This is a genomic window from Pseudomonas sp. Wu6, from assembly GCF_019891515.1.
GTDB classification, from domain to species: Bacteria; Pseudomonadota; Gammaproteobacteria; order Pseudomonadales; family Pseudomonadaceae; genus Aquipseudomonas; species Aquipseudomonas orientalis_A.
In genome coordinates this window covers 1-24966 of record NZ_JAFLXH010000003.1, presented here as the reverse complement: position 1 = coordinate 24966, position 24966 = coordinate 1, and the positions used below count along the sequence as shown (strand labels likewise).

At 55.0% G+C, this 24966-nt stretch carries 35 protein-coding genes; all 35 read right to left on the bottom strand.

What is annotated here, in order from left to right:
• Nucleotides 1-79: 79 nt before the first annotated feature.
• The gene (locus tag J1G34_RS02525; RefSeq protein ID WP_065935554.1) at nt 80-1528 is read right to left on the bottom strand and encodes a catalase; all 1449 of its coding nucleotides are present in this window, start codon (nt 1526-1528) and stop codon (nt 80-82) included.
• A gap of 235 nt (nt 1529-1763) precedes the next feature.
• Nucleotides 1764-2150: a 50S ribosomal protein L17 gene (gene rplQ, locus J1G34_RS02520; RefSeq protein WP_007918448.1), complete on the bottom strand. Its 387-nt coding sequence runs from the start codon at nt 2148-2150 to the stop codon at nt 1764-1766.
• Between the two features lie 41 nt (nt 2151-2191).
• Nucleotides 2192-3193, bottom strand: coding sequence for a DNA-directed RNA polymerase subunit alpha (locus J1G34_RS02515; protein WP_003176403.1), 1002 nt, complete (start codon nt 3191-3193; stop codon nt 2192-2194).
• 22 nt (nt 3194-3215) lie between these two features.
• The gene (gene rpsD / locus J1G34_RS02510; RefSeq protein WP_003210056.1) at nt 3216-3836 is read right to left on the bottom strand and encodes a 30S ribosomal protein S4; all 621 of its coding nucleotides are present in this window, start codon (nt 3834-3836) and stop codon (nt 3216-3218) included.
• A gap of 18 nt (nt 3837-3854) precedes the next feature.
• Nucleotides 3855-4244: a 30S ribosomal protein S11 gene (rpsK, locus tag J1G34_RS02505; RefSeq protein WP_002555466.1), complete on the bottom strand. Its 390-nt coding sequence runs from the start codon at nt 4242-4244 to the stop codon at nt 3855-3857.
• A gap of 30 nt (nt 4245-4274) precedes the next feature.
• Nucleotides 4275-4631: a 30S ribosomal protein S13 gene (rpsM, locus tag J1G34_RS02500; protein ID WP_003210063.1), complete on the bottom strand. Its 357-nt coding sequence runs from the start codon at nt 4629-4631 to the stop codon at nt 4275-4277.
• Between the two features lie 129 nt (nt 4632-4760).
• Nucleotides 4761-4877, bottom strand: a complete 117-nt coding sequence (gene rpmJ / locus J1G34_RS02495) for a 50S ribosomal protein L36 (RefSeq protein ID WP_002555468.1) — start codon at nt 4875-4877, stop codon at nt 4761-4763.
• 28 nt (nt 4878-4905) lie between these two features.
• On the bottom strand, nt 4906-6234 hold the full coding sequence (gene secY / locus J1G34_RS02490) for a preprotein translocase subunit SecY (RefSeq protein ID WP_003194637.1): 1329 nt from the start codon (nt 6232-6234) through the stop codon (nt 4906-4908).
• Nucleotides 6235-6672 carry a 50S ribosomal protein L15 gene (gene rplO, locus J1G34_RS02485; RefSeq protein ID WP_003176407.1) on the bottom strand — a complete coding sequence of 146 codons (438 nt, stop codon included), beginning with the start codon at nt 6670-6672 and terminating at the stop codon, nt 6235-6237.
• 3 nt (nt 6673-6675) lie between these two features.
• Nucleotides 6676-6852 (bottom strand): 50S ribosomal protein L30, encoded by a 177-nt coding sequence (rpmD, locus tag J1G34_RS02480; RefSeq protein WP_003176408.1) that lies wholly within the window; start codon nt 6850-6852, stop codon nt 6676-6678.
• Between the two features lie 2 nt (nt 6853-6854).
• Nucleotides 6855-7355: a 30S ribosomal protein S5 gene (gene rpsE / locus J1G34_RS02475; protein ID WP_003176409.1), complete on the bottom strand. Its 501-nt coding sequence runs from the start codon at nt 7353-7355 to the stop codon at nt 6855-6857.
• 3 nt (nt 7356-7358) lie between these two features.
• Complete coding sequence (gene rplR, locus J1G34_RS02470; RefSeq protein WP_017135964.1) at nt 7359-7709, bottom strand: 50S ribosomal protein L18; 351 nt, start codon at nt 7707-7709, stop codon at nt 7359-7361.
• 10 nt (nt 7710-7719) lie between these two features.
• On the bottom strand, nt 7720-8253 hold the full coding sequence (gene rplF, locus J1G34_RS02465; RefSeq protein ID WP_003176412.1) for a 50S ribosomal protein L6: 534 nt from the start codon (nt 8251-8253) through the stop codon (nt 7720-7722).
• A gap of 12 nt (nt 8254-8265) precedes the next feature.
• Nucleotides 8266-8658, bottom strand: a complete 393-nt coding sequence (gene rpsH / locus J1G34_RS02460; protein ID WP_003176413.1) for a 30S ribosomal protein S8 — start codon at nt 8656-8658, stop codon at nt 8266-8268.
• 209 nt (nt 8659-8867) lie between these two features.
• Nucleotides 8868-9173 carry a 30S ribosomal protein S14 gene (rpsN, locus tag J1G34_RS02455; protein WP_003176414.1) on the bottom strand — a complete coding sequence of 102 codons (306 nt, stop codon included), beginning with the start codon at nt 9171-9173 and terminating at the stop codon, nt 8868-8870.
• Between the two features lie 13 nt (nt 9174-9186).
• Nucleotides 9187-9726, bottom strand: a complete 540-nt coding sequence (gene rplE / locus J1G34_RS02450) for a 50S ribosomal protein L5 (RefSeq protein WP_003176415.1) — start codon at nt 9724-9726, stop codon at nt 9187-9189.
• Nucleotides 9727-9746: 20 nt separating this feature from the next.
• Nucleotides 9747-10061 carry a 50S ribosomal protein L24 gene (rplX, locus tag J1G34_RS02445; RefSeq protein ID WP_003176416.1) on the bottom strand — a complete coding sequence of 105 codons (315 nt, stop codon included), beginning with the start codon at nt 10059-10061 and terminating at the stop codon, nt 9747-9749.
• 11 nt (nt 10062-10072) lie between these two features.
• A complete protein-coding gene (rplN, locus tag J1G34_RS02440; RefSeq protein ID WP_002555479.1) occupies nt 10073-10441 on the bottom strand; it encodes a 50S ribosomal protein L14 in 369 nt (122 codons plus the stop codon).
• 23 nt (nt 10442-10464) lie between these two features.
• Nucleotides 10465-10731, bottom strand: coding sequence for a 30S ribosomal protein S17 (rpsQ, locus tag J1G34_RS02435; protein ID WP_003176419.1), 267 nt, complete (start codon nt 10729-10731; stop codon nt 10465-10467).
• Between the two features lie 2 nt (nt 10732-10733).
• Nucleotides 10734-10925, bottom strand: a complete 192-nt coding sequence (gene rpmC / locus J1G34_RS02430) for a 50S ribosomal protein L29 (protein ID WP_002555481.1) — start codon at nt 10923-10925, stop codon at nt 10734-10736.
• Nucleotides 10925-11338: a 50S ribosomal protein L16 gene (rplP, locus tag J1G34_RS02425; protein ID WP_003232424.1), complete on the bottom strand. Its 414-nt coding sequence runs from the start codon at nt 11336-11338 to the stop codon at nt 10925-10927. Before rplP ends, rpmC begins: the two co-directional genes overlap by 1 nt.
• A 12-nt stretch (nt 11339-11350) precedes the next feature.
• A complete protein-coding gene (gene rpsC / locus J1G34_RS02420; protein WP_003176422.1) occupies nt 11351-12037 on the bottom strand; it encodes a 30S ribosomal protein S3 in 687 nt (228 codons plus the stop codon).
• A 13-nt stretch (nt 12038-12050) separates the two neighbouring features.
• Nucleotides 12051-12383 carry a 50S ribosomal protein L22 gene (gene rplV / locus J1G34_RS02415; RefSeq protein ID WP_003103908.1) on the bottom strand — a complete coding sequence of 111 codons (333 nt, stop codon included), beginning with the start codon at nt 12381-12383 and terminating at the stop codon, nt 12051-12053.
• 11 nt (nt 12384-12394) lie between these two features.
• Complete coding sequence (rpsS, locus tag J1G34_RS02410) at nt 12395-12670, bottom strand: 30S ribosomal protein S19 (protein ID WP_002555486.1); 276 nt, start codon at nt 12668-12670, stop codon at nt 12395-12397.
• Between the two features lie 16 nt (nt 12671-12686).
• On the bottom strand, nt 12687-13511 hold the full coding sequence (rplB, locus tag J1G34_RS02405) for a 50S ribosomal protein L2 (RefSeq protein ID WP_003176423.1): 825 nt from the start codon (nt 13509-13511) through the stop codon (nt 12687-12689).
• A 14-nt stretch (nt 13512-13525) separates the two neighbouring features.
• Nucleotides 13526-13825, bottom strand: coding sequence for a 50S ribosomal protein L23 (rplW, locus tag J1G34_RS02400; RefSeq protein ID WP_002555488.1), 300 nt, complete (start codon nt 13823-13825; stop codon nt 13526-13528).
• Nucleotides 13822-14424: a 50S ribosomal protein L4 gene (gene rplD, locus J1G34_RS02395; RefSeq protein WP_057014518.1), complete on the bottom strand. Its 603-nt coding sequence runs from the start codon at nt 14422-14424 to the stop codon at nt 13822-13824. Before rplD ends, rplW begins: the two co-directional genes overlap by 4 nt.
• A 12-nt stretch (nt 14425-14436) precedes the next feature.
• Complete coding sequence (gene rplC / locus J1G34_RS02390; protein WP_003194649.1) at nt 14437-15072, bottom strand: 50S ribosomal protein L3; 636 nt, start codon at nt 15070-15072, stop codon at nt 14437-14439.
• Between the two features lie 81 nt (nt 15073-15153).
• Nucleotides 15154-15465, bottom strand: a complete 312-nt coding sequence (gene rpsJ / locus J1G34_RS02385) for a 30S ribosomal protein S10 (RefSeq protein ID WP_003186070.1) — start codon at nt 15463-15465, stop codon at nt 15154-15156.
• A 159-nt stretch (nt 15466-15624) separates the two neighbouring features.
• Entirely contained in the window at nt 15625-16818 is a 1194-nt protein-coding gene (tuf, locus tag J1G34_RS02380; RefSeq protein WP_003176426.1) for an elongation factor Tu, read from the bottom strand.
• Nucleotides 16819-16848: 30 nt separating this feature from the next.
• On the bottom strand, nt 16849-18954 hold the full coding sequence (gene fusA / locus J1G34_RS02375; protein WP_015886136.1) for an elongation factor G: 2106 nt from the start codon (nt 18952-18954) through the stop codon (nt 16849-16851).
• Between the two features lie 30 nt (nt 18955-18984).
• The gene (gene rpsG, locus J1G34_RS02370) at nt 18985-19455 is read right to left on the bottom strand and encodes a 30S ribosomal protein S7 (protein WP_002555493.1); all 471 of its coding nucleotides are present in this window, start codon (nt 19453-19455) and stop codon (nt 18985-18987) included.
• A 118-nt stretch (nt 19456-19573) separates the two neighbouring features.
• Complete coding sequence (gene rpsL, locus J1G34_RS02365; protein ID WP_002555494.1) at nt 19574-19945, bottom strand: 30S ribosomal protein S12; 372 nt, start codon at nt 19943-19945, stop codon at nt 19574-19576.
• Nucleotides 19946-20161: 216 nt separating this feature from the next.
• A complete protein-coding gene (rpoC, locus tag J1G34_RS02360; RefSeq protein WP_065888415.1) occupies nt 20162-24361 on the bottom strand; it encodes a DNA-directed RNA polymerase subunit beta' in 4200 nt (1399 codons plus the stop codon).
• Nucleotides 24362-24425: 64 nt separating this feature from the next.
• A partial coding sequence (locus tag J1G34_RS02355) for a DNA-directed RNA polymerase subunit beta (RefSeq protein WP_459077108.1) occupies nt 24426-24966 on the bottom strand: 541 nt, incomplete at its 5' end.

Below are 24966 nucleotides of genomic sequence, written 5' to 3'. Positions count from 1 at the left end.
AGCGAAGATTTCCGGAGAAAAGTAGCTGAAATAACGCAAAAACCGCCCAAATGAGGGCGGTTCTGCTTATCGTTTAGAGTCAGTTAAGCGATACACCCAGTGCATTTGCGATTGCTTCTCCATAAGCGGGATCCGCTTTGTAAAAATGCTGCAACTGACGCTGGACCACATCACTGGAAACACCGCCCATCGCACCGGCGATGTTGCTGGTCAGCAGCGCTTTCTGCTCGTCATTCATCAAGCGGAACAGTGCACCGGCGTGGCTGTAGTAATCAGTGTCTTCGCGATGATCGTAACGATCAGCTGCGCCGCTCAAGGCCAGTGCAGGCTCCGCGTACTGTGGCGCCTGCTTTGGCGCATCGCCGTAGCTGTTTGGCTCGTAGTTAGGCGCAGCGCCACCATTACTGCCAAAGGCCATCGAACCGTCACGCTGGTAGCTGTTGACCGGGTTACGTGGAGCATTCACCGGCAGTTGCTGGTGATTGGTGCCAACACGGTACCGGTGAGCATCTGCGTAGGCAAAGACGCGACCTTGCAGCATACGGTCCGGCGACAGGCCAACGCCTGGGACCATATTGCTTGGGCCGAACGCGGCCTGTTCCACTTCGGCGAAGTAGTTCTGCGGGTTGCGGTTGAGTTCCAGCTCGCCCACCTCGATCAGTGGGAATTCTTTTTGCGACCAGGTCTTGGTGACGTCAAACGGGTTTTCGTAGTGAGCGTTCGCTTGAGCCTCGGTCATGATCTGGATGCAAACGCGCCATTTTGGGAAATCACCACGTTCAATGGCGCCAAACAGATCGCGCTGGGCATAGTCAGGATCGGTACCCGCCAGGCGCGCAGCTTCAGCCGGCGCCAGGTTCTTGATGCCTTGCTTGGTCTTGTAGTGCCATTTCACCCAGTGACGCTCGCCGTTGGCGTTGATCAGGCTGTAGGTGTGACTGCCGAAGCCGTGCATGTGGCGGTAGCCATCAGGGATGCCACGGTCCGAGAACAGGATGGTGACCTGGTGCAGCGCCTCTGGGGAGTGCGACCAGAAGTCCCACATCATCTGTGCGCTTTTCAGGTTGCTCTGCGGCAGACGCTTTTGGGTGTGGATGAAATCCGGGAATTTCAGCGGGTCACGGATGAAGAACACAGGCGTATTGTTGCCAACGATGTCCCAGTTGCCTTCCTCGGTATAGAACTTCAAGGCGAAGCCGCGTGGGTCGCGCTCAGTGTCAGCCGAACCGCGCTCACCACCTACAGTGGAGAACCGCAGGAACGTTGGGGTTTGCTTACCCACTGACTCGAACAGCTTGGCGCTGGTGTATTGAGTGATGTCTCGGGTGACGGTGAACGTACCGTAGGCGCCCGAACCTTTGGCGTGTACACGGCGCTCCGGAATATTTTCACGGTTGAAGTGAGCGAGCTTCTCGATCAGGTGGAAGTCGTCGAGCAGCAGCGGGCCACGGGGGCCGGCAGAACGGGAATTCTGATTATCCGCAACGGGTGCACCGCTGGCGGTGGTAAGGACTTTATTCTGGCTCATGCGCAATTTCCTCAGGTCTGGCTTGGAACTGCCGGCTAATCGGCTTGGAGGGAGTATCAATCAACAACATGACACCTACAAATTTATTAAATTGTAGGCTTCAATAGAAAATTACTACCAACCGAGCCAACGTCCATCTCGCCCAGCGTCCCCGGGAAACCGGGACCTAATGCGCTTTTATTACGCGCACAAAAAACCGGGCGCCAGGCCCGGTTCTTCGTTGCAGACTGTCGTGTTACTCGGCGCTTACAGCTTCGCCGGCAGTAGCACGATCAACCAACTCGACGTACGCCATAGGCGCGTTGTCGCCAGTGCGGAAGCCGCACTTGAGGATGCGCAGGTAGCCACCCTCACGGGTAGCATAACGCTTGCCCAGGTCGTTGAAGAGCTTACCAACGATAGCTTTCGAACGAGTACGGTCGAAAGCCAAACGGCGGTTAGCCAGGCTGTCTGTCTTGGCCAAAGTGATCAGCGGCTCAGCAACGCGACGCAGTTCTTTAGCTTTCGGCAGTGTAGTTTTGATCAGCTCGTGCTCGAACAGCGACACCGCCATGTTTTGGAACATGGCCTTGCGGTGCGAGCTGGTACGGCTCAGGTGACGACCACTTTTACGATGACGCATGGTTCATTCCTTACCAAACTCACGTTCGGTGATTACGACGATCAGGCAGTCGCCTTGTCGTCCTTCTTAAGACTTGCAGGCGGCCAGTTGTCGAGGCGCATGCCGAGGGACAGACCGCGGGAGGCCAGAACGTCCTTGATTTCAGTCAAGGATTTCTTGCCAAGGTTCGGAGTCTTCAACAGCTCTACTTCGGTACGCTGAATCAGGTCGCCGATGTAGTAGATGTTTTCCGCCTTAAGGCAGTTAGCCGAACGTACAGTCAGTTCCAGATCGTCAACCGGGCGAAGCAGGATCGGATCGATCTCGTCTTCCTGCTCGATTACCACTGGTTCGCTGTCACCCTTGAGGTCGACGAACGCAGCCAACTGCTGTTGCAGAATGGTTGCAGCGCGGCGGATAGCCTCTTCAGGATCCAGAGTACCGTTGGTTTCCAGATCAATAACCAGCTTGTCCAGGTTAGTACGCTGCTCGACACGGGCGTTTTCCACCACGTATGCGATACGGCGAACCGGGCTGAACGAAGAGTCAAGCTGCAAGCGACCAATGCTGCGGCTTTCGTCTTCATCGCTCTGACGCGAGTCGGCCGGTTCATAACCACGACCACGAGCTACGGTGAGCTTCATGTTCAGGGCGCCGTTAGACGCCAGGTTAGCGATTACGTGATCGGGATTAACGATCTCGACATCATGATCCAGCTGAATATCGGCAGCGGTAACCACCCCCGAACCCTTCTTCGACAAGGTCAGCGTAACTTCGTCACGGCCGTGCAGCTTGATAGCCAGACCTTTAAGGTTCAACAGGATTTCAATTACGTCTTCCTGTACACCTTCGATGGCGCTGTACTCGTGGAGCACACCGTCAATCTCGGCCTCGACTACTGCACAGCCGGGCATTGAGGACAACAGGATGCGGCGCAGCGCGTTGCCCAGGGTGTGGCCAAAACCACGCTCGAGAGGCTCGAGAGTAATTTTAGCGCGGGTTGGACTGACAACCTGCACATCAATGTGGCGGGGTGTCAGGAACTCATTTACCGAAATCTGCATGGATGCACCTATTTTCTAGCCCTTACTTGGAGTAGAGCTCGACAATCAGGCTTTCGTTGATGTCGGCGGACAGATCACTGCGAGCAGGAACGTTCTTGAAAACGCCCGACTTCTTCTCAGTGTCTACTTCTACCCATTCTACGCGGCCACGTTGGGCACACAGATCGAGAGCTTGGACAATGCGAAGTTGGTTTTTTGCTTTCTCGCGAATCGCGACCACGTCACCAGCACGAACCTGGTAAGACGGTACGTTAACGGTTTGGCCGTTTACGCTGACGGATTTGTGCGATACCAGCTGACGGGATTCGGCGCGAGTCGAACCAAAGCCCATACGGTATACAACGTTGTCCAGACGGCATTCGAGCAGTTGCAGCAGGTTTTCACCGGTTGCACCTTTCTTGCCAGCAGCTTCTTTGTAGTAGCCGCTGAACTGACGCTCGAGAACGCCGTAGATACGACGGACCTTCTGCTTTTCACGCAGTTGGGTGCCGTAATCGGACTGGCGACCGCGGCGTTGGCCGTGGATACCAGGTGCTGCTTCAATGTTGCACTTCGATTCGATCGCGCGCACGCCGCTCTTCAAGAAGAGATCGGTGCCTTCACGACGAGCGAGTTTGCATTTTGGACCAATGTAACGAGCCATTCTTTACAATCTCCTGGATTACACGCGGCGCTTCTTCGGCGGACGGCACCCGTTGTGCGGGATTGGCGTCACGTCGGTGATGCTGGCGATCTTATAGCCACAGCCGTTCAAAGCACGGACAGCAGACTCACGACCTGGACCTGGACCTTTGACGTTAACGTCGAGGTTTTTCAGGCCGTATTCCAGCGCAGCTTGGCCAGCACGTTCAGCAGCTACTTGAGCAGCAAACGGGGTGGACTTGCGGGAACCGCGGAAACCCGAACCACCGGAGGTAGCCCAAGAAAGCGCGTTACCTTGACGGTCGGTGATGGTCACGATTGTGTTGTTAAAAGAAGCATGGATGTGGGCGATGCCATCAACCACTGTCTTTTTAACTTTTTTACGAGGACGAGCAGCAGGTTTTGCCATGATAATTTTCCTGTCGATTCGCGTGGGCGATTACTTGCGGATCGGCTTACGCGGACCTTTACGGGTACGCGCGTTAGTCTTGGTACGCTGACCGCGCACTGGAAGACCACGACGATGACGCAGACCACGGTAGCAACCGAGGTCCATCAAACGCTTGATTTTCATGTTGATTTCGCGACGCAGGTCACCTTCAGTGGTGAACTTCGCCACTTCGCCACGCAACAGCTCAATCTGCTCGTCGCTCAGATCCTTGATCTTTGCGGCTGGGTTTACCCCAGTGTCTGCGCAAATTTTCTGCGCAGTAGTGCGACCAACACCATAGATGTAGGTCAGCGAGATAACAGTGTGCTTGTTATCTGGAATGTTAACGCCTGCAATACGGGCCATTCAGTGGGACTCCAATTGACAGCTACCTACGCCCCGGAAGCCAAGAAATAGGGCGCGAGATAATATCGCTGTAATAACAAATAATCAACCCGGCAGCGCACTAGCTGCCGGGCTTCAAGCGGATCACACTCAGCCTTGGCGCTGTTTGTGACGCGGTTCCGCGCTGCAAATTACTCGAACAACACCTTCGCGGCGAATAATCTTGCAGTTACGGCACAGCTTTTTCACCGATGCACGAACTTTCATCACCAACTCCTCGAACCTTATGGGGTACTCAGCGCAACATGCCGCTGCCGTAGCCCTTCAGGTTGGCTTTCTTCATCAGGGATTCGTACTGGTGCGAAACGAGGTGCGATTGTACTTGGGACATGAAGTCCATCACAACCACGACCACGATCAGCAACGAGGTCCCGCCAAGGTAGAACGGAACGTTTGCCGCAACCACCAGGAACTGGGGAAGCAAACAGACGGCCGTCATATATAGAGCACCGAACAGGGTCAAACGAGTCAGAACGCCATCAATGTAGCGCGCAGACTGCTCACCCGGACGAATACCCGGAATAAAGGCACCGGACTTCTTCAGGTTTTCCGCTACGTCTTTCGGATTGAACATCAACGCCGTATAGAAGAAGCAGAAGAAAATAATCCCTGCACTAAACAGCAGAATATTCAACGGCTGACCAGGAGCGATCGACTGAGAGAGGTCCTGCAGCCAGCCCATATTTTCAGACTGACCAAACCAGGTACCCAACGAAGCCGGAAACAGCAAGATGCTGCTCGCGAAAATTGCCGGAATAACGCCGGCCATATTCACCTTCAGCGGCAAGTGGCTGGTCTGCGCAGCAAACACCTTACGGCCCTGCTGACGCTTGGCGTAGTGAACAGCAATACGACGCTGACCACGCTCAATGAACACCACAAAACCGATAATCGCTACTGCCAGCAAACCGATAGCAACCAGGGCGAAGATATTGATATCCCCCTGACGCGCAGACTCGAAAGACTGCCCAATTGCTCTCGGAAGACCGGCGACGATACCTGCGAAAATCAACATCGAGATACCGTTACCAACACCACGCTCAGTAATCTGCTCACCCAGCCACATCATGAACATCGCACCAGCCACAAACGTGGATACCGCGACGAAATGGAAGCCAAAGTCACCAGTGAACGCAACGCCCTGCCCTGCCAGGCCAACGGACATGCCGATAGCTTGAACCAGAGCGAGGACGACAGTGCCGTAGCGGGTGTACTGGCTAATCTTGCGACGGCCAGCTTCACCTTCCTTCTTCAACTGCTCCAGCTGCGGGCTGACGGCGGTCATCAGTTGCATGATGATCGATGCCGAAATGTACGGCATGATCCCCAGTGCAAAGATGCTCATCCGTTCCAGCGCGCCGCCGGAAAACATGTTGAACAAGCTAAGAATGGTCCCCTCATTCTGTCGAAACAGGTCTGCGAGTCGGTCCGGGTTGATACCTGGAACCGGGATGTGTGCGCCTATTCGGTAGACGATAATCGCCAGGAACAGAAAACGCAGACGAGCCCAAAGTTCAGACATACCGCCTTTGCCGAGCGCTGAGAGAGCACCTTGCTTAGCCATTTATTCCTCGAACTTGCCGCCAGCTGCTTCGATAGCCGAACGCGCACCTTTGGTGGCGCCGATTCCCTTGCCGATAGTGACAGCGCGAGTCACTTCACCGGACAGCATGATTTTCACACGCTGTACGTTGACGTTGATCACGTTGGCATCTTTCAGGGTCTGCACAGTAACGATGTCGCCTTCCACTTTAGCCAGCTCGGACAGACGCACTTCTGCGCGGTCCATGGCTTTCAGGGATACGAAACCGAACTTAGGCAGGCGACGATGCAGCGGCTGTTGACCGCCTTCAAAGCCTGGAGCGATGGTGCCACCGGAGCGGGAGGTCTGACCTTTGTGGCCACGGCCACCAGTCTTACCCAAACCGCTACCGATACCACGGCCCGGACGATGCTTTTCGCGACGGGAACCCGGCGCTGGACTCAGATCATTGAGTTTCATCGATTAACCCTCTACACGCAGCATGTAGTAAGCCTTGTTGATCATCCCGCGATTCTCGGGAGTATCCTGGACTTCTACAGTGTGACCGATGCGACGCAGACCCAAACCCTTAACGCACAGTTTGTGGTTAGGAATGCGGCCGGTCATGCTTTTGATCAGCGTTACTTTAACGGTAGCCATGATCAGAAGATCTCCTTCACAGTCAGGCCACGCTTGGCAGCGATGGACTCAGGAGATTGCATAGCTTTCAAACCCTTGAAAGTGGCGTGAACCACGTTTACCGGGTTAGTCGAGCCGTAGCACTTGGCCAGAACGTTCTGAACGCCAGCAACTTCGAGGACAGCACGCATAGCGCCGCCAGCGATGATACCGGTACCTTCAGAAGCAGGCTGCATGTACACCTTCGAAGCGCCATGGGCGGACTTCATTGCGTACTGCAGGGTAGTGCCGTTCAGATCAACCTGGATCATGTTGCGACGAGCAGCTTCCATTGCCTTCTGGATCGCAGCAGGCACTTCACGTGACTTGCCACGGCCGAAGCCAACACGCCCTTTACCATCACCCACCACGGTCAACGCGGTGAAAGTGAAGATACGGCCGCCTTTAACGGTTTTGGCTACGCGGTTAACTTGAACCAGCTTCTCAATGTAGCCTTCGTCGCGCTTTTGGTCGTTATTTGACATAACTTAGAACTCCAGCCCAGCTTCACGAGCAGCATCAGCCAGCGCTTTAACGCGGCCGTGGTACTTGAAGCCAGAGCGGTCGAAAGCCACTTGCGAGACGCCCACGGCCTTAGCACGTGTAGCGACCAGCTGGCCAACCTTTGTGGCCGCGTCGATGTTGCCGGTGGCACCATCACGCAGTTCTTTATCCAAAGTCGAGGCGCTTGCCAGGACTTTGTTGCCGTCGGCCGAGATGACCTGGGCGTAGATGTGCTGCGACGAGCGATACACGCAGAGACGCACGACTTCGAGTTCGTGCATTTTCAGGCGTGCTTTGCGAGCGCGACGCAGTCGAGTAACTTTTTTGTCGGTCATTTGCTATGCCCTACTTCTTCTTGGCTTCTTTACGACGGACGACTTCGTCCGCGTAGCGCACACCTTTGCCTTTGTACGGCTCTGGTGGACGGAAGTCGCGGATCTCAGCGGCCACCTGACCTACCAGCTGCTTATCGATGCCCTTGATCAGGATATCGGTTTGGCTAGGGGTCTCAGCGGTGATGCCTTCCGGCAGTTCGTAATCCACTGGGTGCGAGAAGCCAAGGGCCAGGTTCAAAACCGTGCCTTTTGCTTGCGCTTTGTAACCAACACCGACCAGCTGGAGCTTACGCTCGAAGCCTTGGCTTACGCCTTGGACCATGTTGTTTACCAACGCACGCGTGGTACCGGCCATTGCGCGAGTTTGTTGATCGCCATTGCGAGCAGCGAAACGCAGCTCACCAGCTTCTTCAACGATCTCAACGGACGAATGGATGTTCAGTTCAAGAGTGCCCTTGGCACCCTTCACCGAAAGCTGTTGGCCTGCGAATTTGACTTCGACACCGGCTGGCAGCTTAACGGGGTTCTTAGCGACGCGAGACATGCTTATCCCCCCTTAGAACACAGTGCAAAGAACTTCGCCGCCGACACCGGCAGCGCGCGCAGCACGATCCGTCATCACACCTTTGTTGGTGGAGACGATAGACACGCCCAGACCGCCACGAACTTTCGGCAGATCTTCAGCGGACTTGTACTGACGCAGGCCTGGACGGCTAACGCGCTTCACTTCCTCGATGACTGAACGGCCTTCGAAGTACTTCAGCTCGATGGACAGCAGTGGCTTGATTTCGCTGCTGATCTGATAACCCGCAATGTAGCCTTCGTCTTTCAGGACTTTGGCAACAGCTACCTTCAACTTGGAAGATGGCATGCTTACGACGGACTTTTCAGCCATCTGGGCATTACGGATACGAGTTAGCATGTCCGCTAACGGGTCCTGCATACTCATGGGCTAGACGCTCCTAATACAAAAAAATTAGCCTTGCGGCTACATATGTCGCCGAGAATCTTCCGAGCGTAAAAAACACGGGCTCAGGCGAGCCGCGTATTTTAGACACAGTCCGGAAATGAAACAAGCCCCAAAAGGGGCTTGTTCCAGATTCAAGGCCACCGGCGGTCAGTATCTTGCGAAACCGACCACCTTGACGTTGAAAGTACTTACCAGCTGGCTTTAACCAGACCTGGTACGTCACCACGCATTGCCGCTTCACGCAGTTTGTTACGGCCGAGGCCGAACTTGCGGTAAACGCCGTGTGGACGACCGGTCAGGCGGCAGCGGTTACGCATGCGCGAAGCGCTTGCGTCACGTGGCTGCTTCTGCAGAGCAACTGTAGCTTCCCAACGCGCTTCTGGACTTGCGTTCAGATCAACGATGATTGCTTTCAGTGCTGCACGCTTCTTGGCGTACTTGGCAACCGTGAGCTGACGTTTCAGCTCGCGGTTTTTCATGCTCATCTTGGCCATGGTCCTACTCCAATCAGTTGCGGAACGGGAATTTGAAAGCACGCAACAGGGCGCGACCTTCATCATCGTTCTTGGCAGTGGTGGTCAGGGTGATGTCCAGACCGCGGAGAGCATCGATCTTGTCGTAGTCGATTTCCGGGAAAATGATCTGCTCTTTCACGCCCATGCTGTAGTTACCACGACCATCGAAGGACTTGGCATTCAGGCCGCGGAAGTCGCGGACCCGAGGCAGGGAGATCGACAGCAGACGATCCAGGAATTCGTACATACGCTCACGGCGCAGAGTCACTTTGACGCCGATCGGCCAGCCTTCGCGGACTTTAAAGCCTGCGATGGATTTCCGAGCGTAAGTCACAACGACTTTTTGACCGGTGATCTTTTCCAGGTCAGCAACAGCGTGCTCGATGACTTTTTTGTCACCGACCGCTTCGCCCAAACCCATGTTCAGGGTGATTTTGGTAACGCGTGGAACTTCCATCACGTTCGAAAGCTTAAGTTCTTCCTTAAGTTTCGGTGCGATTTCTTTCCAGTAAATCTCTTTTAGTCGTGCCATGGTCTTCTACCTAGCAGTGTTCAAGCATCAACCGCTTTTTGGGTCGACTTGAAGACACGAATTTTCTTGCCATCTTCTACTTTGAAACCAACGCGGTCAGCCTTGTTGGTTTCGCCGTTGAAAATGGCGACGTTAGAAGCGTCCAATGGAGCTTCTTTTTCGACGATACCGCCTTGCACGCCCGACATCGGGTTAGGCTTGGTATGACGCTTGACCAGGTTCAGACCACCGATAACCAGACGGTTATTAGCGAGAACCTTAAGCACCTTACCGCGCTTACCTTTGTCTTTGCCGGCGATCACGATGATCTCGTCGTCACGACGAATCTTTTGCATGTCGGATCTCCTTACAGCACTTCTGGGGCGAGCGAGACGATCTTCATGAACTTCTCAGTACGAAGTTCACGGGTCACTGGCCCAAAGATACGGGTGCCGATAGGCTCTTGCTTGTTGTTCAGAAGAACAGCAGCGTTGCCATCAAAGCGGATAATGGAGCCATCAGCACGGCGTACGCCGTGACGAGTGCGGACTACAACAGCAGTCATCACTTGGCCTTTTTTCACTTTACCGCGAGGAATTGCTTCCTTGACGGTAACCTTGATGATGTCACCGATACCAGCGTAACGACGATGGGAGCCACCCAGCACCTTGATGCACATAACGCGGCGAGCGCCGCTGTTATCGGCCACATCGAGCATGGATTGAGTCTGAATCATATAATTTCTCCGACCCCTAGTCCTTAGACTTCCACAGCGCGTTCGAGAACATCAACCAGTGCCCAAGACTTGGTCTTGGCCAGCGGACGAGTTTCACGAATAGTGACTTTGTCGCCGATGTGGCACTGATTGGTTTCGTCGTGCGCGTGCAGCTTAGTCGAACGCTTAACATATTTACCGTAAATCGGGTGCTTAACGCGACGCTCGATCAAAACGGTGATGGTTTTGTCCATCTTGTCGCTGACAACACGGCCAGTCAGCGTACGGACAGTCTTTTCGGCTTCAGCCATGATCACTTACCTGCCTGCTGGTTGAGCACAGTCTTCACGCGAGCGATGTCACGCTTAACTTGCGAGAGCAGATGAGACTGCCCCAACTGGCCAGTTGCTTTCTGCATACGCAGATTGAACTGGTCGCGCAGCAGGCCGAGCAGTTGCTCGTTCAGCTGCTGTGCGGATTTTTCACGAAGTTCATTCGCTTTCATCACATCACCGTCCGTTTAACAAAGGCGGTGGCGAGCGGCAGCTTTGCAGCAGCCAGGGCAAAAGCCTCACGCGCCAGCTCTTCAGTTACACCCTCGATTTCATACAGGACTTTGCCTGGCTGAATCTGGGCTACCCAGTATTCCACGTTACCCTTACCTTTACCCATACGAACCTCGAGAGGTTTTTTGGAGATCGGCTTGTCCGGGAATACACGGATCCAGATCTTGCCGCCACGTTTTACGTGACGGGTCAGAGCACGACGCGCTGACTCGATCTGACGAGCGGTGAGACGACCACGAGCTACAGACTTCAGCGCGAACTCGCCGAAGCTGACTTTGCTACCGCGCTGAGCCAGACCACGGTTGTGGCCTGTCATCTGCTTGCGGAACTTCGTACGCTTAGGTTGCAACATTTGGCGTACCCCTTACTTAGCAGCTTTTTTACGAGGCGCTGGTGCTTGTGGTTTCAGTTCTTCTTGGCGACCACCAATTACTTCGCCTTTGAAGATCCAAACCTTTACACCGATCACACCGTAAGTGGTGTGAGCTTCGTAGTTGGCATAGTCGATGTCGGCACGCAGGGTGTGCAGTGGCACACGACCTTCGCGATACCATTCAGTACGTGCGATTTCAGCACCGCCGAGACGACCGCTCACTTGGATTTTGATGCCTTTGGCACCAATGCGCATAGCGTTCTGTACAGCGCGCTTCATAGCGCGACGGAACATTACACGACGCTCCAGCTGCTGAGCTACGCTCTGCGCAACCAGCATACCGTCGAGCTCCGGCTTGCGGATCTCTTCGATATTGATGTGCACAGGCACACCCATTTGCTTGGTCAGGTCCTGACGCAGTTTCTCAACATCTTCACCTTTCTTCCCGATAACGATACCTGGACGAGCGGTGTGGATGGTGATACGTGCGGTTTGCGCCGGGCGATGGATATCGATACGGCTTACGGACGCGCTTTTTAGTTTGTCTTGGAGATACTCACGCACCTTCAGATCAGCGAACAAATAGTCCGCATAAGTCCGGCCGTCTGCGTACCAGACGGAGGTGTGTTCCTTGACGATTCCCAGGCGAATGCCAATGGGATGTACTTTCTGACCCATCTCTTCGACTCCGTTACTTGTCAGCAACCTTGACAGTGATATGGCAAGACCGCTTGACGATGCGATCAGCACGGCCTTTGGCACGTGGCATGATTCGCTTCAGCGAACGCCCTTCGTTGACGAAAACGGTGCTGACTTTAAGGTCATCAACGTCTGCGCCTTCGTTATGCTCGGCGTTGGCTACGGCCGACTCCAGCACTTTCTTCATGATCTCGGCGGCTTTCTTACTGCTGAAAGCCAACAGGTTGAGCGCTTCGCCCACCTTCTTCCCGCGGATCTGGTCGGCGACCAAGCGGGCTTTCTGGGCGGAGATTCGAGCGCCCGACAACTTAGCGGCTACTTCCATTTCCTAACCCCTTAACGCTTGGCTTTCTTGTCTGCCACGTGCCCACGATAAGTGCGGGTACCGGCAAACTCGCCCAGTTTGTGGCCGACCATGTCTTCGTTAACGAGAACTGGGACGTGTTGACGACCGTTGTGTACTGCGATGGTCAAACCGACCATTTGTGGCAGGATCATCGAACGACGCGACCAGGTTTTAACTGGTTTGCGATCGTTCTTTTCCGCCGCCACTTCGATCTTCTTCAGTAGGTGAAGATCAATAAAAGGACCTTTTTTCAGAGAACGTGGCACTGTCGTATCCCTCTATTTACTTGCGACGACGGACGATCATTTTGTCGGTACGCTTATTACCACGAGTCTTCGCGCCCTTAGTCGGGAAGCCCCATGGCGATACCGGATGACGACCACCAGAGGTACGACCTTCACCACCACCGTGTGGGTGGTCAACCGGGTTCATGGCAACACCACGAACGGTTGGGCGAACGCCACGCCAGCGTTTGGCACCAGCTTTACCCAGCGAACGCAGGCTGTGCTCGGAGTTCGAGACTTCGCCCAGGGTCGCACGGCATTCAGCCAGCACTTTACGCATCTCACCAGAACGCAGACGCAGGGTCACGTAGACACCTTCACGGGCGATCAGCTGAGCCGAAGCACCAGCGGAACGAGCGATTTGCGCGCCTTTACCTGGCTTCAATTCGATGCCGTGTACGGTGCTACCAACTGGAATGTTGCGCAGTTGCAGAGCGTTGCCCGGCTTGATCGGTGCCAAGGCACCTGCGATCAGCTGGTCGCCAGCACTCACGCCTTTAGGGGCGATGATGTAGCGACGCTCGCCATCTGCGTACAGCAGCAGAGCGATGTGAGCAGTACGGTTTGGATCGTATTCAATACGCTCGACAGTGGCGGAGATGCCATCTTTGTCGTTGCGACGGAAATCGACCAGACGATAATGCTGCTTATGGCCACCACCGATGTGACGAGTGGTAATGCGACCATTGTTGTTACGACCACCAGTCTTCGATTTTTTCTCGAGCAGCGGTGCGTGAGGAGCGCCTTTATGCAGCTCCTGGTTGACCACCTTGACCACAAAACGGCGGCCAGGGGAAGTCGGTTTGCATTTAACGATTGCCATGATGCACCCCTTCCTTACTCAGCACTGCTGCTGAAATCGAGATCTTGGCCTGGCTGAAGGGAGATAACCGCCTTCTTCCAGTCATTACGCTTGCCCAGACCGCGAGCAGTGCGCTTGCTCTTACCCAGAACATTCAGGGTAGTAACACGCTCTACTTTCACGCTGAACAGGCTTTCGACGGCCTTCTTGATTTCCAGCTTGGTTGCGTCAGTTGCAACCTTGAAAACGAACTGGCCTTTCTTGTCAGCCAGAACCGTAGCCTTTTCGGAAACGTGCGGGCCAAGCAGAACTTTAAATACGCGTTCCTGGTTCATCCCAGCAGCTCCTCGAATTTCTTCACGGCCGACACGGTGATCAACACCTTGTCGTATGCGATCAGACTAACTGGATCGGAACCTTGCACGTCACGTACATCAACGTGTGGCAGGTTGCGAGCAGCCAGGTACAGGTTCTGATCAACAGCTTCGGACACGATCAAAACGTCGGTCAGGCTCATGTTGGTCAGTTTGCCCAGCAGTTCTTTGGTTTTTGGACTTTCAACAGCGAAGTCCTGAACCACGACCAGACGATCGGTACGCACGAGTTCAGCAAGGATGGAGCGCAGTGCTGCGCGGTACATCTTCTTGTTGAGCTTCTGCGAGTGATCCTGTGGACGAGCTGCGAAAGTGGTACCGCCGCCACGCCAGATTGGGCTACGGATAGTACCGGCACGAGCACGGCCAGTGCCTTTCTGACGCCAAGGGCGCTTACCGCCACCACGTACGTCGGAACGGGTCTTTTGCTGCTTGCTACCTTGACGGCCGCCGGCCATGTAGGCCACGACTGCTTGGTGAACGAGCGTCTCGTTGAATTCGCCGCCAAATGTCAGTTCGGAAACTTCGATCGCTTGAGCGTCATTTACATTTAATTGCATGTCAGCTTCCCCTTAACCGCGAGCCTTGGCCGCTGGACGTACAACCAGGTTGCCGCCAGTAGCGCCAGGAACAGCACCCTTGACCAACAACAGATTGCGTTCAGCGTCGACGCGCACTACTTCGAGGGACTGCACGGTCACGCGCTCAGCGCCCATATGACCGGACATTTTTTTGCCCTTGAATACACGACCAGGAGTCTGGCACTGGCCAATAGAGCCCGGGACGCGGTGGGAAACGGAGTTACCGTGAGTGTTGTCTTGACCACGGAAATTCCAACGCTTGATCGTACCCTGGAAGCCTTTACCCTTGGACTGACCGGTTACATCAACCAGTTGACCAGCGGCGAAGATTTCAGCGTTGATCAGATCGCCAGCCTGGTAGTCGCCGTCTTCAAGACGGAACTCCATGACGGTGCGACCAGCTGCAACGTTTGCTTTAGCGAAGTGACCTGCTTGAGCAGCAGTCACGCGCGAAGCACGACGCTCGCCGACAGTGACTTGCACTGCACGATAGCCATCGGTTTCTTCAGTTTTGAACTGGGTGACGCGATTCGGTTCGATCTCAATGACCGTGACCGGAATGGAGACACCTTCTTCGGTGAAAATACGGGTCATACCGCATTTACGACCGACTACACCAATAGTCATGTTGTAAACCTCATGAGTGTACGGGGCTTTCACCCGCTATGGCCGCCCATTTCAGAGCGTTACACGACTAAGACCCAAGTCTTAGCCGAGGCTGATCTGTACTTCCACACCGGCCGCCAGATCAAGCTTCATAAGTGCATCAACGGTTTTATCCGTTGGCTGGACGATGTCCAGTACGCGCTTATGAGTGCGGATCTCGTACTGGTCACGCGCGTCTTTGTTGACGTGCGGGGAGACCAGAACGGTGAACCGCTCTTTACGGGTAGGCAGTGGAATTGGACCACGCACTTGAGCACCAGTACGTTTCGCGGTTTCCACGATTTCCTGGGTGGATTGGTCGATCAGGCGATGGTCAAAAGCCTTCAACCTGATACGGATTTGCTGATTTTGCATTGGATTTCAGACTCCGGCTGCTATTCCCAGCGAGCGCAATACGCCCGTTAAAAGGAGGCGCAATTCTATAGACGGCCCTGATAGGTGTCAACCCAATAAAAAAGGCCCCCGCTGAGCGGGGGCCTTTTCAAAACATCAGAGCTATCTCAGAAGAGATAATTACTCGATGATTTTAGCTACAACGCCAGCACCAACGGTACGGCCGCCTTCACGGATTGCGAAACGCAGACCGTCTTCCATAGCGATGGTTTTGATCAGGGTGACAACCATTTTGATGTTGTCGCCTGGCATTACCATTTCTACGCCTTCCGGCAGTTCGCAGTTACCAGTTACGTCGGTAGTACGGAAGTAGAACTGTGGACGGTAGCCTTTGAAGAACGGAGTGTGACGGCCGCCTTCTTCTTTGCTCAGCACGTACACTTCAGCTTCGAACTTGGTGTGCGGCTTAACCGAACCTGGCTTGACCAGAACCTGGCCACGCTCAACGTCGTCACGCTTGGTACCACGCAGCAGAACGCCGCAGTTCTCGCCAGCACGACCTTCGTCGAGCAGCTTACGGAACATTTCAACACCGGTGCAGGTGGTGACGGTAGTGTCACGCAGACCAACGATTTCCAGTGGATCTTGAACCTTGACGATACCGCGCTCGATACGACCAGTTACAACAGTACCGCGACCGGAGATCGAGAATACGTCTTCGATTGGCATCAGGAACGGCTTGTCGATAACACGGACTGGATCTGGGATGTAGCTGTCCAGAGTCTCAACCAGTTTACGAACGGACGTGGTGCCCATTTCGTTATCGTCTTTGCCTTCCAGAGCCATACGAGCAGAACCGATGATGATCGGAGTGTCGTCACCTGGGAAGTCGTAAGTGCTCAGCAGGTCGCGCACTTCCATCTCAACCAGTTCCAGCAGCTCAGCGTCGTCTACCAGGTCAGCCTTGTTCAGGTAAACCACGATGTACGGAACGCCAACCTGACGGGACAGCAGGATGTGCTCACGGGTTTGTGGCATCGGACCATCAGCGGCCGAGCAAACCAGGATTGCGCCGTCCATCTGGGCAGCACCGGTGATCATGTTCTTCACATAGTCAGCGTGACCTGGGCAGTCAACGTGAGCGTAGTGACGGATCAGCGAGTTGTATTCAACGTGCGCGGTGTTGATGGTGATACCACGAGCTTTCTCTTCTGGTGCGCTGTCGATTTTATCGAAATCAACGATTGCGGAACCGAATACTTCGGAGCAAACGCGAGTCAGAGCAGCAGTCAGAGTGGTTTTACCGTGGTCAACGTGACCGATGGTGCCAACGTTGACGTGCGGTAGGGAACGATCAAATTTTTCTTTAGCCACGACAATTAACTCCTTGCCTAAAGGACTGAATCAGCCTTGTTTTTTGGATACAGTTTCAGCGATGTGCGCCGGAGCTGTGTTGTATTTTTTGAATTCCATAGAGTAGCTTGCGCGACCCTGGGACATGGAGCGAACGTCGGTCGCATAACCGAACATCTCACCCAACGGAACCTCGGCGCGAATCACTTTGCCGGAAACCGTGTCTTCCATACCCAAGATCATGCCGCGACGACGGTTAAGGTCGCCCATGACATCACCCATATAGTCTTCAGGTGTAACAACTTCTACCGCCATGATTGGCTCAAGCAACTCACCACCGCCCTTCTGGGCCAGTTGCTTGGTTGCCATGGAGGCAGCCACCTTAAACGCCATCTCGTTGGAGTCGACGTCGTGGTAAGAACCGTCAAAAACGGTTGCTTTCAGGCCGATCAGCGGATAGCCGGCAACAACACCGTTCTTCATCTGCTCTTCGATACCCTTCTGGATAGCAGGGATGTATTCCTTAGGAACAACACCACCTACTACTTCGTTCACGAATTGCAGACCTTCCTGACCTTCGTCAGCAGGAGCAAAACGGATCCAGCAGTGACCGAACTGACCACGACCGCCGGACTGACGAACGAACTTGCCTTCGATTTCACAGTTCTTCGTGATGCGCTCACGATAGGAAACCTGAGGCTTACCGATGTTGGCTTCGACGTTGAACTCACGGCGCATCCGGTCAACCAGGATGTCCAGGTGCAGCTCGCCCATGCCGGAGATGATCGTTTGACCAGTCTCTTCATCAGTCTTGACGCGGAAAGATGGATCTTCCTGAGCAAGCTTGCCCAGAGCGATACCCATTTTTTCCTGGTCATCCTTGGTCTTTGGCTCAACGGCAACCGAAATAACCGGCTCCGGGAAGTCCATGCGAACCAGGATGATTGGCTTGTCAGCGTTGCACAAGGTTTCACCGGTGGTGACGTCCTTCATGCCGATCAAGGCCGCGATGTCACCAGCGCGTACTTCCTTGATCTCTTCACGGGCGTTTGCGTGCATTTGCACCATACGACCCACGCGCTCTTTCTTGCCTTTAACCGAGTTGATCACGCCGTCGCCGGAGTTCAACACGCCCGAGTAAACGCGGACGAAGGTCAAGGTACCCACGAATGGGTCGGTGGCAATTTTAAATGCCAGAGCGGAGAACGGTTCTGCGTCGTCTGCATGACGCTCCAGCTCGATAGTCTCGTCATCCGGGTCAGTACCCTTGATGGCAGGAATATCAACCGGTGCCGGCAGGTAGTCGATCACAGCATCGAGAACCAGGGGAACGCCCTTGTTCTTGAACGAGGAACCGCAAACAGCCAGGACGATTTCGCCAGCGATAGTACGCTGACGCAGAGCGGCCTTGATTTCCACGTTGGTGAGTTCTTCACCTTCGAGGTACTTGTTCATCAGCTCTTCGTTGGCTTCGGCCGCAGCTTCAACCATGTTGTTGCGCCATTCGTCAGCCAGTTCCTGCAGTTCAGCAGGGATAGGCTTGCGAACAGGAACCATACCTTTGTCGGCATCGTTCCAGTAGACAGCTTCCATGGTCAACAGATCGATCTGACCCTGGAAATTATCTTCGGAACCGATAGCCAACTGGATTGGCACCGGGGTGTGACCCAAGCGCTGCTTGATCTGACCGATCACGCGCAGGAAGTTCGCACCGGCACGGTCCATCTTGTTTACGTAAACAAGACGTGGAACGCCGTATTTGTTGGCTTGACGCCATACGGTTTCCGACTGCGGTTCAACACCCGAGGTACCGCAGAACACAACGACAGCGCCGTCGAGTACGCGCAGGGAACGCTCAACTTCAATGGTGAAGTCTACGTGGCCCGGGGTATCGATTACGTTGAAGCGGTGCTCATCTTTGTACTGCTTCTCGGAACCCTTCCAGAAGGCGGTAATGGCAGCAGAAGTAATGGTAATACCACGCTCCTGCTCCTGAACCATCCAGTCTGTGGTCGCGGCGCCATCATGCACCTCGCCCATCTTGTGACTTTTGCCGGTGTAAAACAGTACGCGCTCGGTGGTGGTGGTTTTACCAGCATCCACGTGAGCGACGATACCGATGTTACGGTAGCGGCTAATCGGAGTAGTACGAGCCATAAAGCCCTCGCAAAATTAGTGAAGCTAAAATTAGAAGCGGTAGTGCGAGAAAGCTTTGTTGGCTTCAGCCATACGGTGCACGTCTTCACGCTTCTTAACAGCAGCACCTTTACCTTCAGCAGCGTCCAACAGTTCGCCGGCCAAACGCAGAGCCATAGACTTCTCGCCGCGCTTACGGGCGAAGTCTACCAACCAGCGCATTGCCAGGGCGTTACGACGGGACGGACGAACTTCAACCGGAACCTGGTAAGTAGCACCGCCTACACGGCGCGACTTCACTTCGACCAGCGGAGCGATGGCGTCGAGAGCTTTCTCGAAGATTTCCAGGGGGTCGCTGTTCTTGCGTTCTTTAACCTTTTCCAGCGCGCCATAAACGATACGCTCGGCAACGGCTTTCTTGCCGCTTTCCATCACGTGGTTCATGAACTTGGCCAGAATTTGGCTTCCGTATTTTGGATCGTCAAGCACTTCGCGCTTGGCTGCTACGCGTCTTCTTGGCATGGATAAGCCCTCAAACGGTCTTCAGGTTCGCTCGGAATCGGTGCCCTTTCGGGACGCCTCCGACCTTACTCTTATCGACTCAGAAAATAAGATGATTCAGTTTTACAAAAAGCCGCTACTACTTAGGCTTCTTGGTACCGTACTTCGAACGACCCTGGTTACGACCTTTAACGCCGGAAGTATCCAAGGAGCCGCGTACGGTGTGGTAACGAACACCTGGCAAGTCTTTTACACGACCGCCGCGGATCAGTACCACGCTGTGCTCTTGCAGGTTGTGGCCTTCACCGCCGATGTACGAGGAAACCTCGAAACCGTTGGTCAGGCGCACACGGCATACTTTACGCAGTGCCGAGTTAGGTTTTTTCGGCGTGGTGGTATACACACGGGTGCATACGCCACGACGTTGCGGGCAGTTCTGCAGCGCAGGCACGTCGGATTTCTCGACGATACGCTTACGCGGCTGACGTACCAGCTGGTTGATAGTTGCCATCTACTAGCTCCACTGTTGTCTTGCGACGCTATTGTCTTGCAAGAAAAGCAAAATGGCAGGAACGAATTCCCGCCAAATTTAGGGGTACAAGAGTCTAAAGAGGATCTTGTCCCCAGTCAAGGCAAGGCCCCGACCTCCCCTCTCGTCGAATCGGGGCATATATGCCTCGATCCGACGAATGGGGGTGTCAGGGCCCGGCCTCATCTATCGCAGAACTCAGTTACCGCTTGAGTTCAGCGCTTCGGTCAGTGCAGCTTCCACTTCACTGGCGCTCACGCGCAACGGCTTGTCAGCATCACGGCGGCGCTTGCGCTCGCTGTGGTAAGCCAAACCGGTACCGGCCGGGATCAAACGACCCACGACTACGTTTTCTTTCAGGCCGCGCAGGTAATCGCGCTTGCCGGTTACCGCTGCTTCGGTCAGTACACGAGTGGTCTCCTGGAAGGAGGCCGCCGAGATGAACGACTCAGTGGACAACGACGCCTTAGTGATACCCAGCAGCACGCGAGTGAACTTGGAAACGAATTTCTCGTCGTTCGCCAGGCGCTCGTTTTCCACCAGTACGTGAGTCAGTTCCATCTGGTCGCCCTTGATGAAACTGGAATCGCCGGATTCAGCGATTTCAACTTTACGCAACATCTGACGCAGGATGGTCTCGATATGCTTGTCGTTGATCTTCACGCCTTGCAGGCGGTAAACGTCCTGGATCTCGTTAACGATGTACTTGGCCAGCGCACTCACACCCAGCAGACGCAGGATGTCGTGTGGATCGCTCGGGCCGTCGGAGATAACTTCGCCGCGGTTTACCTGTTCGCCTTCGAAGACGTTCAGGTGACGCCACTTCGGAATCAGCTCTTCGTACGGATCGCTACCGTCGTTCGGGGTAATGACCAGACGGCGCTTGCCCTTGGTCTCTTTACCGAACGCGATGGTGCCGCTGACTTCAGCCAGAATCGACGCTTCTTTCGGGCGACGCGCTTCGAACAAGTCGGCAACACGCGGCAGACCACCGGTGATGTCGCGAGTTTTCGACGTTTCTTGCGGGATACGCGCGATAACATCACCGATCGCGATCTTCGCACCATCCGCTACACCGACCAGGGCGTTGGCTGGCAGGAAGTACTGAGCGATTACGTCAGTGCCTGGCAGCAACAGATCCTTGCCGTTGTCGTCGACCATCTTCACGGCAGGACGGATGTCTTTGCCGGCAGCTGGACGATCTTTGGCGTCGAGTACTTCAATGTTGGTCATACCGGTCAATTCGTCAGTCTGACGCTTGATCGTGATGCCTTCTTCCATGCCCACGTAGGTCACGGTACCTTTCATTTCGGTAACGATTGGGTGGGTGTGCGGGTCCCACTTGGCCACGATTGCGCCAGCGTCGACCTTGTCACCTTCCTTGACCGAAATCACAGCACCGTACGGCAGCTTGTAACGCTCACGCTCACGACCGTAGTCATCAGCGATTGCCAGCTCACCGGAACGGGACACAGCGACCAGGTGGCCATCCACTCGCTCAACGTGCTTGAGGTTATGCAGGCGGACGGTACCGCCATTCTTCACCTGAACACTGTCGGCTGCGGAGGTCCGGCTTGCCGCACCACCGATGTGGAACGTACGCATGGTCAGCTGGGTACCCGGCTCACCGATGGACTGGGCAGCGATAACGCCGACCGCTTCACCGATGTTCACCTGGTGACCACGAGCCAAGTCACGGCCGTAGCACTTGGCGCAGATGCCGTAGCGGGTTTCGCAGCTGATCGGCGAGCGAACGATCACTTCGTCGATGCTGTTGAGTTCGATGAACTCGACCCACTTCTCGTCTACCAGGGTGCCGGCAGGAACGATAACTTCCTCGGTACCTGGCTTGAACACGTCACGGGCAATCACACGACCCAATACGCGCTCACCCAGTGGCTCTACAACGTCACCGCCTTCAATGTGCGGAGTCATCAGCAGGCCGTGCTCGGTGCCGCAATCGATCTCGGTTACAACCAGATCTTGTGCAACGTCTACCAGACGGCGCGTCAGGTAACCGGAGTTAGCGGTTTTCAACGCGGTATCCGCCAGACCTTTACGAGCACCGTGAGTGGAGATGAAGTACTGAAGTACGCTCAAACCTTCACGGAAGTTCGCGGTAATCGGCGTTTCGATGATGGAGCCATCCGGCTTGGCCATCAGGCCACGCATACCGGCGAGCTGACGGATCTGCGCAGCAGAACCCCGTGCGCCCGAGTCGGCCATCATGTACATCGAGTTGAAAGACTCTTGATCGACTTCGACGCCATGACGGTCGATGACTTTCTCTTTCGAGAGGTTGGCCATCATCGCCTTGGACACTTCGTCGTTGGCCTTGGACCAAAGGTCGATCACTTTGTTGTACTTCTCGCCCTGGGTTACCAGGCCGGAGGCGTACTGGCTCTCGATCTCTTTCACTTCGTCAGTGGCGGCACTGATGATGCGAGCTTTTTCATCCGGGATAACGAAGTCGTTAACGCCGATGGAAACGCCGGAGATAGTCGAGTAAGCGAAACCTGTGTACATCAACTGGTCAGCGAAGATAACGGTCTCTTTCAAACCAACCACGCGGTAGCACTGGTTGATCAGCTTGGAGATCGCCTTTTTCTTCATCGGCAGGTTGACGACGTCGTACGACAGACCTTTTGGCACAACTTGATACAACAGCGCACGGCCGACAGTAGTGTCGACAATACGGACATTGCTCACGCTGCCGCCATCACGGTCGTTGACGGTTTCGTGGATCCGCACTTTAACCTTGGCGTGCAGTGCGGCTTCGCCGGCACGGAACACACGGTCAACTTCCTGCAGGTCAGCGAATACGCGACCTTCGCCCTTGGCGTTGATCGCTTCACGGGTCATGTAGTACAGACCCAATACAACGTCCTGCGACGGAACGATGATTGGCTCACCGTTGGCTGGCGACAGAATGTTGTTGGTCGACATCATCAACGCGCGCGCTTCCAACTGGGCTTCCAGTGTCAGCGGTACGTGCACGGCCATTTGGTCGCCGTCGAAGTCGGCGTTGTACGCAGCACAGACCAGAGGGTGCAGCTGGATAGCCTTACCTTCGATCAGTACCGGTTCAAACGCCTGGATACCCAGACGGTGAAGGGTCGGTGCACGGTTGAGGAGAACCGGGTGTTCGCGAATCACTTCAGCGAGAACGTCCCAAACCTCTGGCAGTTCGCGCTCGACCATTTTCTTGGCCGCTTTGATGGTGGTCGCCAGACCGCGCATTTCCAGCTTGCCGAAGATGAACGGCTTGAACAGCTCGAGTGCCATCTTCTTGGGCAGACCGCACTGGTGCAGACGCAGGGTCGGGCCTACGGTAATTACCGAACGACCGGAGTAGTCAACACGCTTACCGAGCAAGTTCTGACGGAAACGACCCTGCTTACCCTTGATCATGTCAGCCAGGGATTTCAGAGGACGCTTGTTGGAACCGGTGATAGCACGGCCACGACGACCGTTGTCGAGCAAGGCGTCGACGGCTTCCTGCAACATACGCTTTTCGTTGCGCACGATGATGTCCGGAGCGGACAGATCAAGCAGGCGCTTCAAGCGGTTGTTACGGTTGATCACGCGGCGGTACAGGTCGTTGAGGTCGGACGTCGCGAAACGACCACCGTCCAACGGTACCAGCGGACGCAGGTCTGGCGGCAGAACCGGCAGAACGGTCAGCACCATCCACTCTGGCAGGTTGCCGGAACCCTGGAAGGCTTCCATCAACTTCAGACGCTTGGACAGCTTCTTGATCTTGGTTTCGGAGTTGGTTTGCGGAATTTCTTCGCGCAGACGGCCAATCTCGTGCTCCAGGTCGATAGCGTGCAGCAGTTCGCGGACAGCTTCGGCACCCATGCGGGCATCGAAATCGTCACCGAACTCTTCCAGCGCTTCGAAGTACTGCTCATCGTTCAGCAGCTGACCTTTTTCAAGGGTGGTCATGCCTGGATCGATAACGACGTAGCTCTCGAAGTAGAGAACGCGTTCGATATCACGCAGGGTCATGTCCATCAGCAAGCCGATACGGGACGGCAGCGATTTCAGGAACCAGATGTGGGCAACCGGCGAAGCCAGTTCGATGTGCGCCATGCGCTCACGACGAACCTTGGCCAGTGCAACTTCAACGCCGCACTTCTCGCAGATCACACCGCGGTGCTTCAAGCGCTTGTACTTACCGCACAGGCACTCGTAATCCTTTACCGGGCCAAAGATCTTGGCGCAGAACAGGCCGTCACGCTCAGGTTTGAACGTACGGTAGTTGATGGTTTCCGGCTTTTTAACTTCACCGAACGACCACGAACGGATCATCTCAGGCGATGCCAACCCAATACGGATGGCGTCGAACTCTTCGACTTGACCCTGGTTTTTCAGCAAATTCAGTAGGTCTTTCAAGGCCTTTCCTCCTGGCGGAGCAGAGAGCGGGCCAAACGGCCTCGCTCTCGATTCGCGTCACGTGTTATTCGGTTTCCAGATCGATATCGATGCCGAGGGAACGAATTTCTTTGATCAACACGTTGAAAGACTCGGGCATGCCCGGCTCCATACGGTGATCGCCGTCCACGATGTTTTTGTACATCTTGGTACGACCGTTCACATCGTCCGACTTCACTGTGAGCATTTCTTGCAGAGTGTATGCAGCACCGTATGCTTCCAGTGCCCAGACCTCCATCTCCCCGAAACGCTGACCACCGAACTGAGCCTTACCACCCAGCGGCTGCTGGGTAACCAGGCTGTACGAACCGGTAGAACGAGCGTGCATCTTGTCGTCTACCAAGTGGTTCAGCTTCAGCATGTACATGTAGCCAACAGTAACCGGGCGCTCGAACTTGTTGCCGGTACGGCCATCGAACAGCTGCATCTGGCCGCTTTCCGGCAGGTCCGCCAGTTTCAGCATGGCCTTGATTTCGCTTTCCTTGGCACCGTCGAACACCGGGGTAGCCATTGGAACGCCGCCGCGCAGGTTCTTCGCCAGATCCAGGATTTCCTGGTCGGTGAAG

Coding starts and splice junctions, on each gene's coding strand:
- J1G34_RS02525 (WP_065935554.1), bottom strand. CDS start 1,528: ATGAGCCAGAATAAAGTCCTTACCACCGCCAGCGGTGCACCCGTTGCG.
- rplQ (WP_007918448.1), bottom strand. CDS start 2,150: ATGCGTCATCGTAAAAGTGGTCGTCACCTGAGCCGTACCAGCTCGCAC.
- J1G34_RS02515 (WP_003176403.1), bottom strand. CDS start 3,193: ATGCAGATTTCGGTAAATGAGTTCCTGACACCCCGCCACATTGATGTG.
- rpsD (WP_003210056.1), bottom strand. CDS start 3,836: ATGGCTCGTTACATTGGTCCAAAATGCAAACTCGCTCGTCGTGAAGGC.
- rpsK (WP_002555466.1), bottom strand. CDS start 4,244: ATGGCAAAACCTGCTGCTCGTCCTCGTAAAAAAGTTAAAAAGACAGTG.
- rpsM (WP_003210063.1), bottom strand. CDS start 4,631: ATGGCCCGTATTGCAGGCGTTAACATTCCAGATAACAAGCACACTGTT.
- rpmJ (WP_002555468.1), bottom strand. CDS start 4,877: ATGAAAGTTCGTGCATCGGTGAAAAAGCTGTGCCGTAACTGCAAGATT.
- secY (WP_003194637.1), bottom strand. CDS start 6,234: ATGGCTAAGCAAGGTGCTCTCTCAGCGCTCGGCAAAGGCGGTATGTCT.
- rplO (WP_003176407.1), bottom strand. CDS start 6,672: ATGAAACTCAATGATCTGAGTCCAGCGCCGGGTTCCCGTCGCGAAAAG.
- rpmD (WP_003176408.1), bottom strand. CDS start 6,852: ATGGCTACCGTTAAAGTAACGCTGATCAAAAGCATGACCGGCCGCATT.
- rpsE (WP_003176409.1), bottom strand. CDS start 7,355: ATGTCAAATAACGACCAAAAGCGCGACGAAGGCTACATTGAGAAGCTG.
- rplR (WP_017135964.1), bottom strand. CDS start 7,709: ATGACCGACAAAAAAGTTACTCGACTGCGTCGCGCTCGCAAAGCACGC.
- rplF (WP_003176412.1), bottom strand. CDS start 8,253: ATGTCTCGCGTCGCTAAGAACCCCGTTAAGCTGCCAGCCGGTGTCGAA.
- rpsH (WP_003176413.1), bottom strand. CDS start 8,658: ATGAGTATGCAGGACCCGTTAGCGGACATGCTAACTCGTATCCGTAAT.
- rpsN (WP_003176414.1), bottom strand. CDS start 9,173: ATGGCCAAGATGAGCATGAAAAACCGCGAGCTGAAACGTCAGCTCACG.
- rplE (WP_003176415.1), bottom strand. CDS start 9,726: ATGGCACGACTAAAAGAGATTTACTGGAAAGAAATCGCACCGAAACTT.
- rplX (WP_003176416.1), bottom strand. CDS start 10,061: ATGCAAAAGATTCGTCGTGACGACGAGATCATCGTGATCGCCGGCAAA.
- rplN (WP_002555479.1), bottom strand. CDS start 10,441: ATGATTCAGACTCAATCCATGCTCGATGTGGCCGATAACAGCGGCGCT.
- rpsQ (WP_003176419.1), bottom strand. CDS start 10,731: ATGGCTGAAGCCGAAAAGACTGTCCGTACGCTGACTGGCCGTGTTGTC.
- rpmC (WP_002555481.1), bottom strand. CDS start 10,925: ATGAAAGCGAATGAACTTCGTGAAAAATCCGCACAGCAGCTGAACGAG.
- rplP (WP_003232424.1), bottom strand. CDS start 11,338: ATGTTGCAACCTAAGCGTACGAAGTTCCGCAAGCAGATGACAGGCCAC.
- rpsC (WP_003176422.1), bottom strand. CDS start 12,037: ATGGGTCAGAAAGTACATCCCATTGGCATTCGCCTGGGAATCGTCAAG.
- rplV (WP_003103908.1), bottom strand. CDS start 12,383: ATGGAAGTAGCCGCTAAGTTGTCGGGCGCTCGAATCTCCGCCCAGAAA.
- rplB (WP_003176423.1), bottom strand. CDS start 13,511: ATGGCAATCGTTAAATGCAAACCGACTTCCCCTGGCCGCCGTTTTGTG.
- rplW (WP_002555488.1), bottom strand. CDS start 13,825: ATGAACCAGGAACGCGTATTTAAAGTTCTGCTTGGCCCGCACGTTTCC.
- rplD (WP_057014518.1), bottom strand. CDS start 14,424: ATGCAATTAAATGTAAATGACGCTCAAGCGATCGAAGTTTCCGAACTG.
- rplC (WP_003194649.1), bottom strand. CDS start 15,072: ATGACTATTGGTGTAGTCGGTCGTAAATGCGGTATGACCCGTATTTTC.
- rpsJ (WP_003186070.1), bottom strand. CDS start 15,465: ATGCAAAATCAGCAAATCCGTATCAGGTTGAAGGCTTTTGACCATCGC.
- fusA (WP_015886136.1), bottom strand. CDS start 18,954: ATGGCTCGTACTACTCCGATTAGCCGCTACCGTAACATCGGTATCGTC.
- rpsG (WP_002555493.1), bottom strand. CDS start 19,455: ATGCCAAGAAGACGCGTAGCAGCCAAGCGCGAAGTGCTTGACGATCCA.
- rpsL (WP_002555494.1), bottom strand. CDS start 19,945: ATGGCAACTATCAACCAGCTGGTACGTCAGCCGCGTAAGCGTATCGTC.